The following is a 16223-nucleotide window of genomic DNA, read 5'->3' as shown; positions in this document are numbered from 1 at the left end:
CGGATCAATCCTTGGCCGGCACGGCAGCGGCCGCTGCCTGGTCGGGAACCACGCGGATCAGGCCTTCCTGCGCGGTGCTGGCCACCAGCACGCCATTGCGGGTGAAGAACTGGCCGCGGGCCAGGCCGCGCGAATCCTGCGCGCTGGGGCTGTCCAGCGAGTACAGCAGCCAGTCGTCGGCGCGGAACGGGCGGTGGAACCAGATCGCATGGTCGAGCGAGGCCATCTGCACGTGCGGGTGGTAGTAGCTGATGCCGTGCGGGAAGGTCGCCGTGCCCAGCAGGTGGAAGTCGGAGGCATAGGCCAGCAGCGCCTGGTGCAGCTCCGGGGCATCGCCGACCGGCTCGCTCAGGCGCAGCCACACCTGGTGGTACGGCGGGCGCTTGGGCGGGTTGAGTTCATCGCGCGGGTACACATGGCGGAATTCGAACGGGCCGCCGCGCGACAGCCAGCGCTGCACCTTGATCGGAAGGCGTTCCAACACTTCGGCCGGTAGCGGCCGGTTCGGCTCGATGTCTTCCGGCTGCGGCACTTCGGGCATCTTGTGCTGGTGTTCGGCGCCGGTCTCGGCCTGCTGGAACGAGGCCGCGCAGAAGAAGATCACCTTGCCGTGCTGGATCGCGGTGACCCGGCGCACCGAGAAGCTGCCGCCATCGCGGGTGCGGTCCACGTCGTAGACGATCGGGTGGTCGATGTTGCCGGCGCGCAGGAAATACGCGTGCAGCGAGTGCACGTGGCGGCCGTTGTCGACCGTAGCCTGTGCCGCGGCCAGCGCCTGGCCCAGCACCTGCCCGCCGAACACGTACTTGGTGCCGATGTCGCGGCTCTGCCCGCGGAACAGGTTGTCCTCCAGCCGCTCCAGCGTGAGCAGGTCGATCAGCTCGGAGACGACGGGTTCGGGCGTGTCGTTCAAGGGGGCGGCCACAGCAGTGAAGAGGGCCCGATTATACCGGTCAGGGGTCGGATCCCTTCCGCATTGCGAAAGGGATCCGACCCCGGGCGCGGGCAAACCTTACTTGCCCAGCCGGGCGGCCAGTGCCTGCAGGGCGTTCTGCGCATCCGGGGCGAACCAGGACTCGACGAAACGGTCGAGCTGGATCAGGTCCGGCTGCAGCGCCACGTGCAGGTCGGCACGGGCAATCGCGCGGGTCAGCAGCATCGGCTGGCGCGGCTGCTTGAGCAGGTTCTGCAGCCAGGCAACGGCACGCGCCACCACCAGATCGCCCTCGGCCAGCTCATCCACCAGGCCGATCTGCAGCGCCTGTTCGGCCGGTACCAGCGAACCGGTGGTCAGCAGGACGCCGGCGCGGTGCACGCCCACCGCACGGCGCAGCAGGCGCTGGATGCCCTCCGGTGCAATCAGGCCCACCTGCACCTCGTTCAGGCCGATGGCATAGGGGCGCGACGGATCGGCGCTGCGCGCCATCACCCGGTAGTCGCAGCACAGGGCCAGCACGCAGCCGCCGGCCGGGGCGTGGCCGGTAATCGCCGCGACCACCGGGATGCGGCTCTCGGCCAGCGTGCGCACGGCGCCAAAGAAGGCATTCCAGGTGTCCAGCAGCTTGTGCTTGTCATCGCCATGCGAGAGCAGGTGCGGCACGTCCATGCCGCCGGTGAAGATGCGCTCGCTGCCCGACAGCACGATGCCGTGCGCGTCTTCGGCCATGGCCTGCTCGATGGCATGGATCAACTGACGGCACAGTTCGGTGTCCAGTGCGTTGACCGGCGGGCGCGCCAGGCGCAGTTCGCGGATGGGGCCATGGTTGATCACCTCGATGAGCGTCGTCATGCTGCGGTCTCGTTGCGAAGAAGGAACCTGGGCGATGATAACCAAACCATTCGTTGGCGTACTGTTGGTGCTGTGTGCGTTTGCAGCATCGGCCTCGGCTGCCGAGACCAAGTGCGTCACCGTCGAGCAGGGCTGGGTACGGTTGCTGCCCAACCCGAAGATGGCAATGACTGCCGGTTATGCGGTGATCCGCAATGGCTGCGCCACTGCGGTGGCGATCACCGGTGCACGCAGTGCGAGCTTCGGCGATGTGTCGCTGCATGAGACCACGATCGTCGATGGGGTCAGCAGGATGCGTGAGGTCCGGCGCCTGCCATTGGCACCCGGCGCCAGGGCCGTACTCAAGCCCGGTGGCCTGCACCTGATGCTGATGGACGGCTACCGCACCCTGGAAGAGGGGCAGCCGGTGTGGCTGCAGCTGCAGCTGGAGGATGGCACCGAAGTCAGCGCGGTGTTGAACGCGCGCAGGGCGGCGCCGTAACGCGATGGTGGTGCCGGCCAGCGGACGGCACCACCGACGGGTCTTACGACCAGTCGTAGGAGAACAGCACCGTGCGGCTTTCCGGCTCGTACAACATCACGATCGCATCGGCGCCGGTGGCACACCAGTTGTAGCCGGCCACTTCTGCCACCGCGAAGAACGCGTTGCCATCGCGGCGGATGATTGCCCGCTCCGCATCATCCGGTGCATGCCGGTCGTTGGCGGCGTCGGTGAATTCCAGGGTGAAGGCGCCCGGGATGTCAGCCGTCTCGATCCAGTTGCCACAGGAAATCTGTCCGCCCAGCGTATCCAGGTAATCGCGCTCGCTGGCCTCGCCCTTGCCGTAGCGCGAGTAGCAGGCGAGGCGGCCATGCATGGCGTGGTAGTCGCGTGCCTTGGCGTAGCTGTCGCGCATCTGCGCGATGTGCTCCTGCGCGTCCTTGTCCTGCACCGCGTCGCCGATGAAATAGCCCTCGTTGCCGAGGAAGCGCATCTCGTTGCCGGCGGTCAGTTCGAAGGCGATCCAGTTGGTGCCGGTGAAATCGTTGTGGTGTTCTTCGGTGGTCTCGCCGATGCAGCCGTCATACGGTTCGATCGGGCACAGCATCGTCGCCACCTGGCCGGCCAGTTCCGGGCGCAGCACGCCCAGGTCGATCTTCAGCAGCGGCAGCAGGTGCTGGCTGAGCCAGGCCTGGTCGGCGGGGAAGACCTCGGTGGGGAAGGCGACCATGCCGGGCAGCAGGTCGCTCAGTTCGGTCTGGTGGATCATGTCAGTCCTTTGAACGAAAACGGCAGCGCCGGGCCATGCCCGACGGGGCCAATGCCGACCAAGGTCGGCATCTACCGAGGACGCGTCAGGTAGACGCGCTGCGGATTGCGTCCGGCAGCGGCGCGCTCTTGCCGGTCTGCGTATCCATCCACACCACCACCACGTTGCCGTCGGAATACAGCTTCGACTCATCCTGCTGGTCGACGATGCGGTGGCCGATGGTCACGCTGCTGTTGCCCAGGCGCTCGACGAACAGTTCCACCAGGATGTCGTTGGGCCACACGATCGGCAGCCGGTAATTGACGTTGGTCGCGGCCACCACCGGTGCGATGCGGTCGGTCATCGACACGCCTTCCACGCCCAGCATCCAGCGCACGCGCGCTTCTTCCAGGTAGGAAATGTACTTGGCGTTGTTGACGTGGCCCATGCTGTCCATGTCACGCCAGCGCACGCTGATCGGGATGCGGGCCAGGATCTTGTGTTCGCTGCTCATCAGGCGTCCTTCTTCTTCGTCGTGCTCTTGCTGGCCTTGCCGGTGCTCTTGGCGGCCACGGCTTTCTTCGCCACCTTGGCAGGCTTTTCAGGCTTCACCTTGCGCGGCGGGCGCGCATCGGGCTTGTTGGCCACGGCGGCCGGCTGTTCCGGGCGCGCGCTGGTGGAGGGCAGCATGCGGGCCAGGAACTGGCCGGTGTACGACTGCGGGCAGGCCGCCACGTCTTCCGGCGTGCCGGTGACCAGGATGGTGCCACCGCGGTGGCCACCTTCCGGGCCCAGGTCGACGATCCAGTCGGCGGTCTTGATCACGTCGAGATTGTGTTCGATCACCACCACCGTGTTGCCTTCGTCGCGCAGCTTGTGCAGCACGCCCAGCAGCGCTTCGATGTCGTGGAAGTGCAGGCCGGTGGTCGGTTCGTCGAGGATGTACAGGGTGCGGCCGGTATCGCGGCGCGACAGTTCCTTGGACAGCTTCACGCGCTGTGCTTCGCCGCCGGACAGCGTGGTCGCGCTCTGGCCCAGCTTGATGTAGCTGAGGCCGACATCGACCAGCGTTTCCAGCTTGCGCGCGATCGACGGCACCGGCTCGAACAGCTTCAGCGCATCCTCGACAGTCATTTCCAGCACGTCGTTGATGTTGAAGCCCTTGTAGAGGATCTCCAGCGTCTCGCGGTTGTAGCGCTTGCCATGGCAGACATCGCACGGCACGTATACGTCCGGCAGGAAATGCATCTCGACCTTGATCAGGCCGTCGCCCTGGCAGGCTTCGCAGCGGCCACCACGTACGTTGAAGCTGAAGCGGCCCGGCGAGTAGCCACGTGCACGCGCTTCGGGCACCTGTGCGAACAATTCGCGCAGCGGGGTGAACAGGCCGGTGTAGGTGGCCGGGTTCGAACGCGGGGTGCGGCCGATCGGCGACTGGTCGATGTCCACCACCTTGTCGAACAGGTCCAGGCCATCGATTTCCTTGTACGGGGCGATCGGGTGCGAGGAACCGTTGATCTCGTTGGCGGCCAGCGAGAACAGGGTGTCGTTGATCAGGGTCGACTTGCCGGAGCCGGACACGCCGGTCACGCAGGTCAGCAGGCCCGACGGAATCGCCAGGTCCACGCCCTTGAGGTTGTTGCCGCTGGCGCCGCGCAGGTGCAGCGTCATCTTCGGGTTCGGCTTGTGCCGGCGCGCGGGGATCTCGATCGCACGCTTGCCCGACAGGTACTGGCCGGTCAGCGAACGCGGTGCCTCCAGGATGTCCTGCAGGGTGCCCTGGCCGACGATCTCGCCGCCATGCACGCCCGCGCCCGGGCCGATGTCCAGCACGTAGTCGGCCAGGCGGATTGCATCCTCGTCATGCTCGACCACGATCACCGTGTTGCCGAGGTCGCGCAGGCGGGTAAGGGTGCCGAGCAGGCGCTCGTTGTCGCGCTGGTGCAGGCCGATCGACGGCTCGTCGAGCACGTACATCACGCCGACCAGGCCGGCGCCGATCTGGCTGGCCAGGCGGATGCGCTGTGCCTCGCCACCGGACAGGGTGTCGGCCTTGCGCTCCAGGGTCAGGTAATCCAGGCCCACATCGACCAGGAAGCCGAGACGTTCGCCGATTTCCTTGACGATCTTCGAGGCGATCTCGCCACGCCAGCCCGGCAGGCTCAGTTCGCTGAAGAACTTCAGCGCCTCGTCGATCGGCAGCACCACCAGGTCCGGCAGCGGGCGGTCGGCCACGAACACATTGCGTGCCGCCTTGTTCAGGCGCGCGCCATGGCATTCCGGGCACGGCTGTTCGCTGATGTACTTGGACAGCTCCTCGCGCACCGCCGGCGATTCGGTTTCCTTGTAGCGGCGCTCGAGGTTGGGAATGATGCCCTCGAAGCGGTGCTTGCGCTGGGTGCGGCCGCCGGCTTCGGTGAAGTAGGTGAAAGTGATCGCTTCATCGCCACTGCCGTACAGCACGGCCTGCTGCACGTTCTGCGGCAGCGAGTTCCAGGCCGCGTCGACATCGAATCTGTAGTGCTTGGCCAGCGATGCGATCAGCTGGAAGTAGTAGGCATTGCGGCGATCCCAGCCGCGCACCGCACCGGCGGCCAGCGACAGCTCGGGGTGCACCACCACGCGCGAAGGATCGAAGAATTCGGCCATGCCCAGGCCATCGCAGCCGGGGCAGGCGCCCATCGGTGCATTGAACGAGAACAGGCGCGGTTCCAGCTCCGGCAGCGAATAGTCGCAGACCGGGCAGGAGTACTTGGAGGAGAACAGGGTCGGCGCGGCGTCGGCCGTGTCCAGGCTCTGCACCGAGGCCATGCCGTCGCCGAGTTTCAGCGCGGTCTCGAAGCTCTCGGCCAGGCGCTGCTTGATGTCCTCGCGCGGGCGGAAGCGGTCGATCACCGCCTCGATGGTGTGCTTCTGGCGCAACGCCAGCGGCGGCACCGCGTCGATCTCGTGCAGCTCGCCGTCCACGCGCACGCGCACGAAACCCTGCGCGCGCAGCTGGTCGAACACCTGGGCATGCTCGCCCTTGCGGTCGCGGATGACCGGGGCCAGCAGCATGTAGCGCTGTTCCGGGTCCAGGGTCAGTACCTGGTCGACCATCTGGCTGACCGTCTGCGCTTCCAGCGGATAGCCGTGATCCGGGCAGCGCGGGGTGCCGACGCGGGCGTACAGCAGGCGCAGGTAGTCGTAGATCTCGGTGATCGTGCCGACCGTCGAACGCGGGTTGTGCGAGGTCGACTTCTGCTCGATCGAGATCGCCGGAGACAGGCCCTCGATGTGGTCCAGGTCCGGCTTTTCCATCACGCTCAGGAACTGGCGCGCGTAGGCCGACAGCGACTCGACGTAGCGGCGCTGGCCTTCTGCATAGATGGTGTCGAACGCCAGCGATGACTTGCCCGAACCGGACAGGCCGGTGATCACGATCAGCTTGTCGCGGGGCAGGTCGAGGTCGAGGTTCTTCAGGTTGTGCGTCCGCGCGCCGCGGATGCGGATGAAATCCATCGCCATGGGGGATCCGGTTGTGGGGGCGTTGGCTGGGTGCCGGGCCAGCAGGGAACGGCAATCGGTCAGCCTACCGAGGTGACCAGATGGGGGCAATGGGCGACAATGCCAGCCCGGGGTCTCACCTGATGAGACAGGCTGACAGGCAGGGGTCAGATCCCTTTTAACCACGTGAAAAGGGATCTGACCCCGTTCCGGCCCGGCCTCCAGGCCGTTCAGGGGTTGACTTGACCCGCGCCCGCTGATCTGCGTACAATCCCGCTCCTGTCCGCCCTCGATGGCGGCAGCTCAGACCACAATAACTACAGAGGAAGGCCTGGTCATGTACGCAGTACTGGTCACCGGCGGTAAGCAATACCGCGTGGCGCAGGGCGAAAAGCTCCGCATTGAAAAGCTCGAAGTCGAAGTCGGCAGCGAGATCAAGTTTGACAACATCCTGATGCTGGGTGACAGCGATGGCGTGAAGCTGGGCGATGCGCTGAAGGGCGCTGCCGTCACCGCCAAGGTCCTGTCCCAGGGTCGTGCTGACAAGGTCCGGATCATCAAGTTCCGTCGCCGCAAGCACCACATGAAGCGTCAGGGTCACCGTCAGTACTACACCGAAATCGAGATCACCGGCATCGCCGGCTAAGCATCAGGAGAAGCAGTCATGGCACATAAAAAGGGCGTAGGCTCCTCGCGCAACGGTCGCGACTCCAACCCGAAGTACCTGGGCGTCAAGATCTTCGGCGGCCAGGCCATCGAAGCCGGCAACATCATCGTGCGTCAGCGCGGCACCCAGTTCCACCCGGGTTCGGGCGTTGGCCTGGGCCGTGACCACACCCTGTTCGCCCTCGTGGACGGCAAGGTGGAGTTCTCGGTCAAGGGCGCCAAGAAGCGTCGCACCGTCAGCATCGTCTCGGCCGACGCCTGATCCAGGCATCGCCGGCACCCGTGCCCAGGCATGGCCGTGCTGGATGAAGAGCACGCTGCATGGAAAGCCCCGCTTCGGCGGGGCTTTTCGTTAGAGTGAACGCAAGACCGGCCAGGCCGGGCTGCCGGCCATCGGCAGGCATAACATTCAAGGCGACGGCAGGCAGGCCGCGCCCATCGTAGGCATCGAAACAATGAAACTGGTAGACGAAGCAGAAATCGAAGTGTTCGCCGGCAACGGCGGCAACGGCTGCATTGGCTTCCGTCGCGAGAAGTTCATTCCGCTCGGCGGCCCGGACGGCGGCGACGGCGGTGCGGGCGGCAGCGTGTACATCCGCGCCGACGAAAACCTGAACACCCTGGTCGACTTCCGCCATGACCGCATCTTCAAGGCGCAGCGCGGCGAGAACGGCATGGGCCGGCAGGCCTATGGCAAGGGTGGCGAAGACCTGACCATCACCGTGCCGGTGGGCACCGTGGTCATCAATGTCGCCACCGATGAAGTCATCGGCGACCTGACCCAGCACAACGACCGGCTGCTGGTGGCCAAAGGTGGCCGCGGCGGCCTGGGCAACATGCACTTCAAGAGTTCGACCAACCGCTCGCCGCGCCAGGCGCTGCCGGGTGAGCCGGGCGAGGAGCGCACGCTGAAGCTGGAGCTGAAGCTGCTGGCCGACGTCGGCCTGCTGGGCTTCCCCAACGCCGGCAAGAGCACCCTGATCCGTGCCGTTTCGGCGGCAACGCCGAAGGTGGCCGATTACCCGTTCACCACGCTGTACCCGAACCTGGGCGTGGTGAAGGTGGAGAACTACCGCAGCTTCGTGATTGCCGACATTCCCGGCCTGATCGAGGGCGCGGCGGATGGTGCCGGCCTCGGCGCGCAGTTCCTGCGCCACCTGCAGCGCACCCGCCTGCTGCTGCACCTGGTGGACATCTCGCCGATGGAAGGCGGCGTGGAAGGCATTTCGCCGGTGGAGCAGGTGCGGGCGATCGAGCGTGAGCTGGAGAAGCACGATCCGGAGCTGCTGAACAAGCCGCGCTGGCTGGTGCTGAACAAGGCCGACCTGATGTTCGAGGACGAGGCGCAGGCGGCGGCCGAGCAGATCGTCGCCGAGCTGGGCTGGAAGGAGCCGTGGTTCCTGGTCTCCGCGTTGGGTCGCGAAGGCACTTTCCCGATCATGAGCCGGATCATGGCGTTCTTTGATCGCCAGAAGGAAGATGAGCTGGAAGCCCGCAACGCGCAGTGATGCTGTTGTGGTTCCGCGCGAAAAACCCGGCTTCGGCCGGGTTTTCTGTTGTTGCGGTCAGATCCCTTTTCCGCTGGGAAGGGATCTGGCCCCGGGGCGAGCAGGCAACAAAAAACCCGGCCAGGGGCCGGGCTTTTGTCTGCAGCCCAGCCCCGAGGGGCTAGGCGGCAACGCCGGATCAGGCGGCCTTGAGAGCCTTGATGCGGTCGTTCAGGCGGCTCTTGTGGCGAGCAGCCTTGTTCTTGTGGATCAGGCCACGCGCGCTGAAGCGATCCAGGATCGGCTGGGCAACGGCGAAGGCGGCTTCGGCGCCGGCGGCATCGTTGGCGTCCAGCGCCTTGATCACTTTCTTGACAGCGGTGCGCAGCATCGAGCGCTGAGCCACGTTGCGCGCGTTGCGCACGACGGTCTGCTTGGCGCGCTTCTTGGCGGACTTGATATTGGCCACGGTGGTGGTTTCCTGAAAAAATCGGTGTTATGGGAACAGCAAGCTAGCTAGTATGATGGCGTAAGAAATGCACGTCAAGTCGATTGTCAAGAGGGACGCTGAGTGAGTTCACCCAAGTTGTTGCGGGGCCTGCTGTCGTTCAGCAGCATGACCATGGTCTCGCGCGTTCTCGGACTTGTCCGGGACTTCGTGGTGACCACCACGTTCGGCACCAACGCCATCACTGATGCTTTCTGGGTCGCCTTCAGGGTACCCAATTTCCTGCGCCGGTTGTTCGCCGAAGGGTCTTTCGCCACCGCTTTCGTGCCGGTGTTCACGGAAGTGAAGGAAACCCGCAGCCACGCCGAGCTGCGTGAACTGATGGCCCGGACCGCCGGCACCCTGGGTGGGGTGCTGATGCTGGTCACCGCACTGGCGCTGATCTTCGCGCCGCAGCTGGCCTCGGTCTTCTCAAGTGGCGTTGATACGGATCCGGTGAAGCAGGGCCTGCTGGTCGACCTGTTCCGCCTGACCTTCCCGTTCCTGCTGTTCGTCTCGCTGACCGCACTGGCTGGCGGCGCGCTCAACAGCTTCCAGCGCTTCGCGATGCCCGCGCTGACCCCGGTCATCCTCAACCTCTGCATGATCGCCGGCGCGCTGTGGCTGGCGCCGCGGCTGGGCGGCACCCCGGAAAAGCAGATCCTGGCGCTGGGCTGGGCGGTACTCGCCGCTGGCATCCTGCAGCTGCTGTTCCAGCTGCCGTCGCTGAAGGGCATCAACCTGCTGACCCTGCCGCGCTGGGGCTGGAGCCATCCGGGCGTGCGCAAGGTGATGACGCTGATGGTGCCGACGCTGTTCGGTTCCTCGGTGGCGCAGATCAACCTGTTGCTGGATACGGTGATCGCGGCCAAGCTGACCGACGGCTCGCAGTCCTGGCTGTCGCTGGCCGATCGCTTCCTTGAGCTGCCGCTGGGCGTGTTCGGCGTGGCCCTGGGCACGGTGATCCTGCCGGCGCTGGCCCGCCACCACGTCAGCACCGACCGCGAGGGTTTCTCGCGCTCGCTGGACTGGGGCCTGCGCATGACCTTGCTGATCTCGGTGCCGGCCATGCTGGGCCTGCTGCTGCTGGCCGAGCCGCTGATCGCGACCATCTTCCAGCACGGCCAGTTCAGTGCTTTCGATACCCGCATGACCGCGTTGTCGGTGTACGGCCTGAGCTTCGGCCTGCCGGCGTTCGCCCTGCTGAAGGTAGTGCTGCCGGCCTTCTACGCCCGCCAGGACACCAAGACCCCGGTGCGCGCAGGCGTTGCCGCGCTGGTGGCCAACATGGCGTTCAACTTCATCCTGCTGGCGGTGCTGTACCAGGTAATGGTGCCGGACGCGCTGAAGGCGCAGGGGGTGATGGCGGCCATCGGCAAGCAGCCGGGCCTGCACCTGGCGCTGGGCATCGCCAGTGCGCTGTCCAGTTACCTGAACCTGGGCCTGCTCTGGTACTGGCTGGGCAAGACCGATGTCTACCAGCGCCGGCCGGGTTGGGGCGGCTATCTGCTGCGCCTGCTGCTGGCCTGCGCGGCCATGGTCGGTGTGCTGCTGGCCCTGCTGCATTGGCTGCCCGGCTTCCCGGCGATGGGGGTGTGGGAGCGGATCGGCGCACTGGCGCTGCTGGTCGGCGGCGGTGGCGCGACCTATGCGGTGGCCATGGTGGCGATGGGCTTCCGCCCGCGCGACCTGCGCGGGCATTGATCGCGGCCCGTGGCGGCTATACTTCAGGGTTACACCATTGAAGCGGCGGCCCCGGTCGGGCCGGAACGAGAGTTGATGAGCAGGCTGTTCAGAAGCGTCGAGGGCGGGGAGCTGTTCCCCAACGGAAGCGTGGTCTGTATCGGTGCATTCGACGGCCTCCACCTGGGCCATCGTGCGCTGGTCCGCCACGCGGTTGCCCGCGCGCGCGCCTTGGGCGTGGCCGCAGTGGCCGTGGCATTCGAGCCGCTGCCGCGTGAATTCTTCGCCCAGGGCACGCCGCCGCCGCGGCTGACCCTGGCGCGCAGCAAGGTCGAGATCCTGCGCGAGCTGGGCGTCGATGCGATCGGCCTGCTGCGTTTCGACGCGGCGATGGCGGCGATGCCGGCCGAGACCTTCGTGCGCCAGCTGCTGGCGCACCGGCTGGGCGCGCGTGAGGTCTGGATCGGGCCGGAGTTCTGCTTCGGCAACCGCCGCCGCGGCGATCTGGCCCTGCTGCAGAAGATGGGCGCCGAACTCGGCTTCACCGCGGGCGAGATCGAAGCGGTGGACCTGCATGGTGAGCGCATCTCCAGCACCCGCATCCGCCAGCTGCTGCAGGACGGCGATTTCGCCCGCGCCAACGACCTGCTCGGCCGTCCGTACGCGATCAGCGGGCGTGTGGTGCGCGGGCGCCAGCTCGGCCGTACGCTGGGCTTCCCCACCGCCAACCTGCGCTTCCCGAAGACCCCGGCACTGTCGGGCATCTACGCGACCTGGGTGCACGGCGTGTTCGACCAGCCGTGGCCGTCGGTGTCCAGCTTCGGCACGCGGCCGACGGTGGACGGCGTGGAGCCGCTGCTGGAAGCCCACCTGTTCGATTTCCAGGGCGACCTTTACGGGCGCCACATCGACGTGGAGTTCGTCGCCAAGCTGCGCGACGAAGAGAAATTCAATGATCTGGCGGCGCTGACCGACCAGATGCACCGCGACGCCGAACAGGCGCGCGCCATCCTTTCCGAACATAGATTGCGAGCCACTGCGTGAGCCAGGACTACAAGACCACCCTGAACCTGCCAGCCACCGAATTCCCGATGCGCGGCGACCTGCCCAAGCGCGAACCGGGCATTCTGGCGCGGTGGGAAGCGCAGGGGCTCTACCAGCAGCTGCGCGACAACGCCGCCGGCCGCCCGCTGTTCGTGCTGCACGACGGCCCGCCGTATGCGAACGGCCGCATCCACCTGGGCCACGCGGTCAACAAGATCCTGAAGGACATCATCGTCAAGTCGCGCTACCTGGCCGGCTTCGATGCGCCCTACGTGCCGGGCTGGGACTGCCACGGCCTGCCGATCGAGATCGCGGTCGAGAAAAAGTGGGGCAAGGTCGGCACCAAGCTCGACGCCGTCGAGTTCCGCCAGAAGTGCCGCGAGTTCGCCGAGGAGCAGATCAACATCCAGCGCGTGGACTTCAAGCGCCTGGGCGTGACCGGCGACTGGGACAACCCGTACAAGACCCTGAGCTTCGACTTCGAAGCCAACGAGATCCGCGCGCTGGCCAAGGTCGTGGCCAACGGCCACCTGGTGCGTGGCGCCAAGCCGGTGTACTGGTGCTTCGACTGTGGCTCGGCGCTGGCCGAAGCCGAGATCGAGTACCAGGAAAAGGAATCGCCGGCGATCGACGTGGCCTACGCCGCGCGTGATGCGCAGGCCATCGGCCAGGCCTTCGGTGTGAGCGTGCCGGCCGATGTGGAAGTGGCTGTACCGATCTGGACCACCACGCCGTGGACGCTGCCGGCTTCGCTGGCGGTGTCGCTGGGCGCGGAGATCAACTACGTGCTGGCCGAGGGCCCGGCCCACAACGGCAAGCGCCGTTGGCTGGTGCTGGCCGCGGCCTTGGCCGAGCGCGCGCTGCAGCGCTACGGCGTGGACGAAGTGGTGCTGCACGGTGAAACCACCGGCGCGGCGCTGGAAAACCAGCTGCTGGCGCATCCGTTCTACCCGGAACGCGAGATCCTGGTGCTCAACGGCGACCATGTGTCCGACGAGGACGGTACCGGTGCGGTGCACACCGCCCCCGGCCACGGCCAGGAAGACTTCGTGGTCAGCCAGAAGTACGGCCTGCTGGACAAGTACAACGCCGGCCAGGTGACTCCGATCGACGGCCGTGGCGTGTACCTGGAATCGACCCCGCCGGCCGGTGACGTGGTGCTGGCTGGCCAGCACCTGTGGAAGGCGCAGGAGGCTATCGTCGGCGTGCTGCGCGACAACGGTTCGCTGCTGGCCTTCCACCCGATCCGCCACAGCTACCCGCATTGCTGGCGCCACAAGACGCCGGTGGTGTTCCGCGCCACCCCGCAGTGGTTCATCTCGATGGACAAGGCCAACCTGCGCAACGATGCGCTGGCCGCCATCGACACCGTCGGCTGGTTCCCGACCTGGGGCAAGGCGCGCATCCAGAGCATGGTCGACGGTCGCCCGGACTGGACCATCTCGCGCCAGCGCACCTGGGGCGTGCCGATCGCACTGTTCACCCATCGCCAGACCGGCGAGATCCACCCGCGTTCGGTGGAGCTGATGCAGCAGGTCGCCGACCGCGTCGAAGCCGAGGGCATCGACGTGTGGTACTCGCTGGATGCCGCCGAACTGCTGGGCACCGAAGCGGCCGACTACGAGAAGGTCACCGACATCCTCGACGTCTGGTTCGATTCGGGCGTCACCCATGAGGGCGTGCTTGCCGCGCGTGGTTTCGGCAAGCCGGCCGACCTGTACCTGGAAGGTTCGGATCAGCACCGCGGCTGGTTCCAGTCCTCGCTGCTGACCGGCGTGGCGATCGACAAGCGCGCCCCGTACAAGCAGTGCCTGACCCATGGCTTCACCGTGGACGAGCACGGCCGCAAGATGTCCAAGTCGCTGGGCAACGGCATCGAGCCGCAGGACATCATGAACAAGCTGGGCGCGGACATCCTGCGCCTGTGGATCGCCTCGGCCGACTACAGCAACGAGATGTCGCTGTCGCAGGAGATCCTCAAGCGCAACGCCGACGCCTACCGTCGCCTGCGCAACACCGCACGCTTCCTGCTCGGCAACCTGGACGGTTTCGATCCGGCCCAGCACCTGCAACCGCTCGAGCAGATGGTCGCACTGGACCGCTGGATCGTGCATCGCGCGTGGGAGCTGCAGGAGAAGATCAAGGCGGCCTACGACGGCTACAACATGGCCGAGATCGTGCAGCTGCTGCTGAACTTCTGCAGCGTTGACCTGGGCTCGCTGTACCTGGACGTGACCAAGGACCGCCTGTACACGATGCCGACCGATTCCAGCGGTCGCCGTTCGGCACAGAGCGCGATGTACCACATCGCCGAAGCATTCACCCGCTGGGTGGCGCCGATCCTGACCTTCACCGCCGACGAGCTGTGGGGCTACCTGCCGGGCGAACGCGCCGAGCATGTGCTGTTCACCACCTGGTACGACGGCCTGGCGCCGCTGCCGGCCGATGCCCAGCTCAACGCCGCTGACTTCGACCAGTTGCTGGCTGTGCGTGAGCAGGTGGCCAAGGTGCTCGAGCCGATGCGCGCCAACGGCGCCATCGGTGCCGCGCTGGAAGCGGAAATCACCATCGCCGCCAGCGAAGAGCAGGCCGCGCGCTGGCAGCCGCTGGCCGATGAACTGCGCTTCCTGTTCATCAGCGGCGACGTGCAGGTGCGCCCGGCGACCACCGATGAGGTGTTCGTCAGCGCCCAGCCGACCACCAAGGCCAAGTGCGTGCGCTGCTGGCACCACCGCGCCGACGTCGGCAGCAACGCGGACCATCCGGAACTGTGCGGCCGCTGCGTGAGCAACGTCACCGGCGCCGGCGAACTGCGGAGCTGGTTCTGATGAGCGCCGCACGTCCGCATCCGAACGCCCTGGTCTGGCTGCTGCTGTCGGCCGCCATCATCGGCCTGGACCAGTGGTCCAAGGCCTGGGTGCTGTCGAGCCTGCCGGAGTTCCAACCGGTGGTGGTCATCGACGGCTTCTGGAACTGGTACCGCACCTACAACACCGGTGCGGCGTTCAGCTTCCTGAGCGACGCTGGTGGCTGGCAGAAGCACTTCTTCACCGCGCTGGCGATCGCCATCAGCGGCCTGATGGCCTGGTGGCTGCGCGGCACCGCCCGCAGCAACTGGAAGGCGGCCGTGCCGTATGCGCTGATCATCGGCGGCGCCATCGGCAACGTGATCGACCGCCAGGTGCATGGTCATGTGGTCGATTTCATCCAGTGGTACGTGGGCAGCTACACCTGGCCCTCGTTCAACATCGCCGACTCGGCCATCGTGGTGGGTGCCATCGGCATCGCCCTGTTTGGCCTGTTCGACGGCAAGTCCGCCAAAAAGGCGGATAATGCCAACCCGAAACCGTAAGCCGGCCGCTGCCGGGAGATTGAACTGATGGATGTGCTGCTCGCCAACCCGCGTGGTTTCTGTGCCGGTGTCGATCGTGCGATCGAGATCGTCAAGCGCGCGATCGAAACGCTGGGCGCGCCCATCTACGTCCGCCATGAAGTGGTGCACAACCGCTTCGTGGTCGACGACCTGAAGCAGCGCGGCGCAATCTTCGTCGAGGAACTCGACGAAGTGCCGGACAACAACACGGTGATCTTCAGTGCCCATGGCGTGTCCCAGGCCGTGCGCCAGGAAGCCGAGCGCCGTGGCCTGAAGGTGTTCGATGCCACCTGCCCGCTGGTGACCAAGGTCCACTTCGAAGTGGCCCGCCACTGCCGTGCCGGCCGTGACGTGGTGCTGATCGGCCATGCCGGTCACCCGGAAGTGGAAGGCACCATGGGCCAGTGGAACCGCGAAGCCGGCACCGGCCAGATCTACCTGGTGGAGGATGTCGAGCAGGTCGCCACGCTGCACATCAACCAGCCGGAAAACTTCGCCTACACCACCCAGACCACTCTGTCGGTGGATGACACGCGCGGCATCATCGATGCGCTGCGCGAGCGTTTCCCGGCGATGCAGGGCCCGAAGAACGACGACATCTGCTATGCCACGCAGAACCGCCAGGACGCCGTGCGCGACCTGGCCAAGCGCTGCGATCTGGTGCTGGTGGTCGGTTCGCCGAACAGCTCCAACTCCAACCGCTTGAGCGAGCTGGCCCGTCGTGAGGGCGTGGAGTCGTACCTGATCGACGGCGCGCACGAGATCGACCCGCGCTGGGTGGAAGGCAAGCAGCACATCGGCGTGACCGCCGGTGCCTCGGCACCGCAGGTGCTGGTCGATGGCGTGCTGGCGCGCCTGGCCGAGCTGGGCGCGACCGGCGTCGGCGAGCTGGACGGCGAACCGGAATCGATGGTGTTCGCGCTGCCGAAGGAACTGCGCCTGCGCCTGGTCGACTGACCGAGCCTGACTCTTGTGGGTG

15 protein-coding genes are annotated in these 16223 nt (G+C 66.4%); 9 read left to right on the top strand and 6 right to left on the bottom strand.

What is annotated here, in order from left to right; all coding sequences use genetic code 11:
- Positions 1-4 precede the first annotated feature (4 nt).
- Positions 5-913, bottom strand: a complete 909-nt coding sequence (tesB, locus tag V3B30_RS10175) for an acyl-CoA thioesterase II (RefSeq protein WP_008265305.1) — start codon at positions 911-913, stop codon at positions 5-7.
- A 99-nt stretch (positions 914-1012) separates the two neighbouring features.
- Entirely contained in the window at positions 1013-1789 is a 777-nt protein-coding gene (locus tag V3B30_RS10170; RefSeq protein WP_262084591.1) for an enoyl-CoA hydratase/isomerase family protein, read from the bottom strand.
- A 34-nt stretch (positions 1790-1823) separates the two neighbouring features.
- Here V3B30_RS10170 and V3B30_RS10165 point away from each other — a divergent pair, with 34 nt between their 5' ends.
- Positions 1824-2270 carry a copper chaperone PCu(A)C gene (locus V3B30_RS10165; protein WP_100471637.1) on the top strand — a complete coding sequence of 149 codons (447 nt, stop codon included), beginning with the start codon at positions 1824-1826 and terminating at the stop codon, positions 2268-2270.
- Positions 2271-2313: 43 nt separating this feature from the next.
- Here V3B30_RS10165 and V3B30_RS10160 read toward each other — a convergent pair whose 3' ends face one another.
- The 3 genes from V3B30_RS10160 to uvrA all read right to left on the bottom strand — a co-directional run bounded on the left by V3B30_RS10160 (position 2314) and on the right by uvrA (position 6525).
- A complete protein-coding gene (locus V3B30_RS10160; RefSeq protein WP_262084590.1) occupies positions 2314-3039 on the bottom strand; it encodes an enolase in 726 nt (241 codons plus the stop codon).
- Between the two features lie 85 nt (positions 3040-3124).
- Complete coding sequence (locus tag V3B30_RS10155) at positions 3125-3532, bottom strand: thioesterase family protein (RefSeq protein ID WP_025873855.1); 408 nt, start codon at positions 3530-3532, stop codon at positions 3125-3127.
- Positions 3532-6525 (bottom strand): excinuclease ABC subunit UvrA, encoded by a 2994-nt coding sequence (gene uvrA, locus V3B30_RS10150; RefSeq protein ID WP_262084589.1) that lies wholly within the window; start codon positions 6523-6525, stop codon positions 3532-3534. Before uvrA ends, V3B30_RS10155 begins: the two co-directional genes overlap by 1 nt.
- A 316-nt stretch (positions 6526-6841) precedes the next feature.
- On the opposite strand from uvrA, the gene rplU reads away from it, so the two are divergent.
- The 3 genes from rplU (at position 6842) to cgtA (ending at position 8678) form a co-directional block, all read left to right on the top strand.
- A complete protein-coding gene (rplU, locus tag V3B30_RS10145; RefSeq protein ID WP_005408557.1) occupies positions 6842-7150 on the top strand; it encodes a 50S ribosomal protein L21 in 309 nt (102 codons plus the stop codon).
- Between the two features lie 18 nt (positions 7151-7168).
- Entirely contained in the window at positions 7169-7432 is a 264-nt protein-coding gene (gene rpmA, locus V3B30_RS10140; protein WP_005415704.1) for a 50S ribosomal protein L27, read from the top strand.
- Between the two features lie 193 nt (positions 7433-7625).
- Entirely contained in the window at positions 7626-8678 is a 1053-nt protein-coding gene (gene cgtA / locus V3B30_RS10135) for an Obg family GTPase CgtA (protein ID WP_014036376.1), read from the top strand.
- Positions 8679-8856: 178 nt separating this feature from the next.
- On the opposite strand, the gene rpsT is transcribed toward cgtA, so the two are convergent.
- Complete coding sequence (rpsT, locus tag V3B30_RS10130; RefSeq protein ID WP_005408560.1) at positions 8857-9126, bottom strand: 30S ribosomal protein S20; 270 nt, start codon at positions 9124-9126, stop codon at positions 8857-8859.
- A 117-nt stretch (positions 9127-9243) separates the two neighbouring features.
- On the opposite strand from rpsT, the gene murJ reads away from it, so the two are divergent.
- The 5 genes from murJ to ispH all read left to right on the top strand — a co-directional run bounded on the left by murJ (position 9244) and on the right by ispH (position 16201).
- On the top strand, positions 9244-10848 hold the full coding sequence (gene murJ, locus V3B30_RS10125) for a murein biosynthesis integral membrane protein MurJ (protein WP_262084680.1): 1605 nt from the start codon (positions 9244-9246) through the stop codon (positions 10846-10848).
- A 75-nt stretch (positions 10849-10923) separates the two neighbouring features.
- Positions 10924-11871 carry a bifunctional riboflavin kinase/FAD synthetase gene (locus tag V3B30_RS10120; RefSeq protein WP_100471641.1) on the top strand — a complete coding sequence of 316 codons (948 nt, stop codon included), beginning with the start codon at positions 10924-10926 and terminating at the stop codon, positions 11869-11871.
- The gene (ileS, locus tag V3B30_RS10115; RefSeq protein ID WP_100471642.1) at positions 11868-14699 is read left to right on the top strand and encodes an isoleucine--tRNA ligase; all 2832 of its coding nucleotides are present in this window, start codon (positions 11868-11870) and stop codon (positions 14697-14699) included. Before V3B30_RS10120 ends, ileS begins: the two co-directional genes overlap by 4 nt.
- Positions 14699-15223 (top strand): signal peptidase II, encoded by a 525-nt coding sequence (gene lspA, locus V3B30_RS10110; protein ID WP_100471643.1) that lies wholly within the window; start codon positions 14699-14701, stop codon positions 15221-15223. Before ileS ends, lspA begins: the two co-directional genes overlap by 1 nt.
- Before the next feature lie 27 nt (positions 15224-15250).
- Positions 15251-16201 carry a 4-hydroxy-3-methylbut-2-enyl diphosphate reductase gene (gene ispH / locus V3B30_RS10105; RefSeq protein ID WP_014036381.1) on the top strand — a complete coding sequence of 317 codons (951 nt, stop codon included), beginning with the start codon at positions 15251-15253 and terminating at the stop codon, positions 16199-16201.
- The last annotated feature ends 22 nt before the right edge of the window (positions 16202-16223 follow it).

Origin of the sequence: Stenotrophomonas sp. SMYL41 (assembly GCF_036319965.1) — a bacterium.
In the GTDB taxonomy this organism is placed as follows: Bacteria; Pseudomonadota; Gammaproteobacteria; order Xanthomonadales; family Xanthomonadaceae; genus Stenotrophomonas; species Stenotrophomonas maltophilia_R.
Note: the sequence above shows the minus strand (reverse complement) of the source record. Positions and strands in the feature narration are given on the sequence as shown.

What these genes read in the sequence shown, in the direction of transcription:
- V3B30_RS10170 (WP_262084591.1), bottom strand. Translation starts at nt 1,789, where the DNA reads ATGACGACGCTCATCGAGGTGATCAACCATGGCCCCATCCGCGAACTG.
- V3B30_RS10165 (WP_100471637.1), top strand. Translation starts at nt 1,824, where the DNA reads ATGATAACCAAACCATTCGTTGGCGTACTGTTGGTGCTGTGTGCGTTT.
- V3B30_RS10160 (WP_262084590.1), bottom strand. Translation starts at nt 3,039, where the DNA reads ATGATCCACCAGACCGAACTGAGCGACCTGCTGCCCGGCATGGTCGCC.
- V3B30_RS10155 (WP_025873855.1), bottom strand. Translation starts at nt 3,532, where the DNA reads ATGAGCAGCGAACACAAGATCCTGGCCCGCATCCCGATCAGCGTGCGC.
- uvrA (WP_262084589.1), bottom strand. Translation starts at nt 6,525, where the DNA reads ATGGCGATGGATTTCATCCGCATCCGCGGCGCGCGGACGCACAACCTG.
- rplU (WP_005408557.1), top strand. Translation starts at nt 6,842, where the DNA reads ATGTACGCAGTACTGGTCACCGGCGGTAAGCAATACCGCGTGGCGCAG.
- rpmA (WP_005415704.1), top strand. Translation starts at nt 7,169, where the DNA reads ATGGCACATAAAAAGGGCGTAGGCTCCTCGCGCAACGGTCGCGACTCC.
- cgtA (WP_014036376.1), top strand. Translation starts at nt 7,626, where the DNA reads ATGAAACTGGTAGACGAAGCAGAAATCGAAGTGTTCGCCGGCAACGGC.
- V3B30_RS10120 (WP_100471641.1), top strand. Translation starts at nt 10,924, where the DNA reads ATGAGCAGGCTGTTCAGAAGCGTCGAGGGCGGGGAGCTGTTCCCCAAC.
- lspA (WP_100471643.1), top strand. Translation starts at nt 14,699, where the DNA reads ATGAGCGCCGCACGTCCGCATCCGAACGCCCTGGTCTGGCTGCTGCTG.
- ispH (WP_014036381.1), top strand. Translation starts at nt 15,251, where the DNA reads ATGGATGTGCTGCTCGCCAACCCGCGTGGTTTCTGTGCCGGTGTCGAT.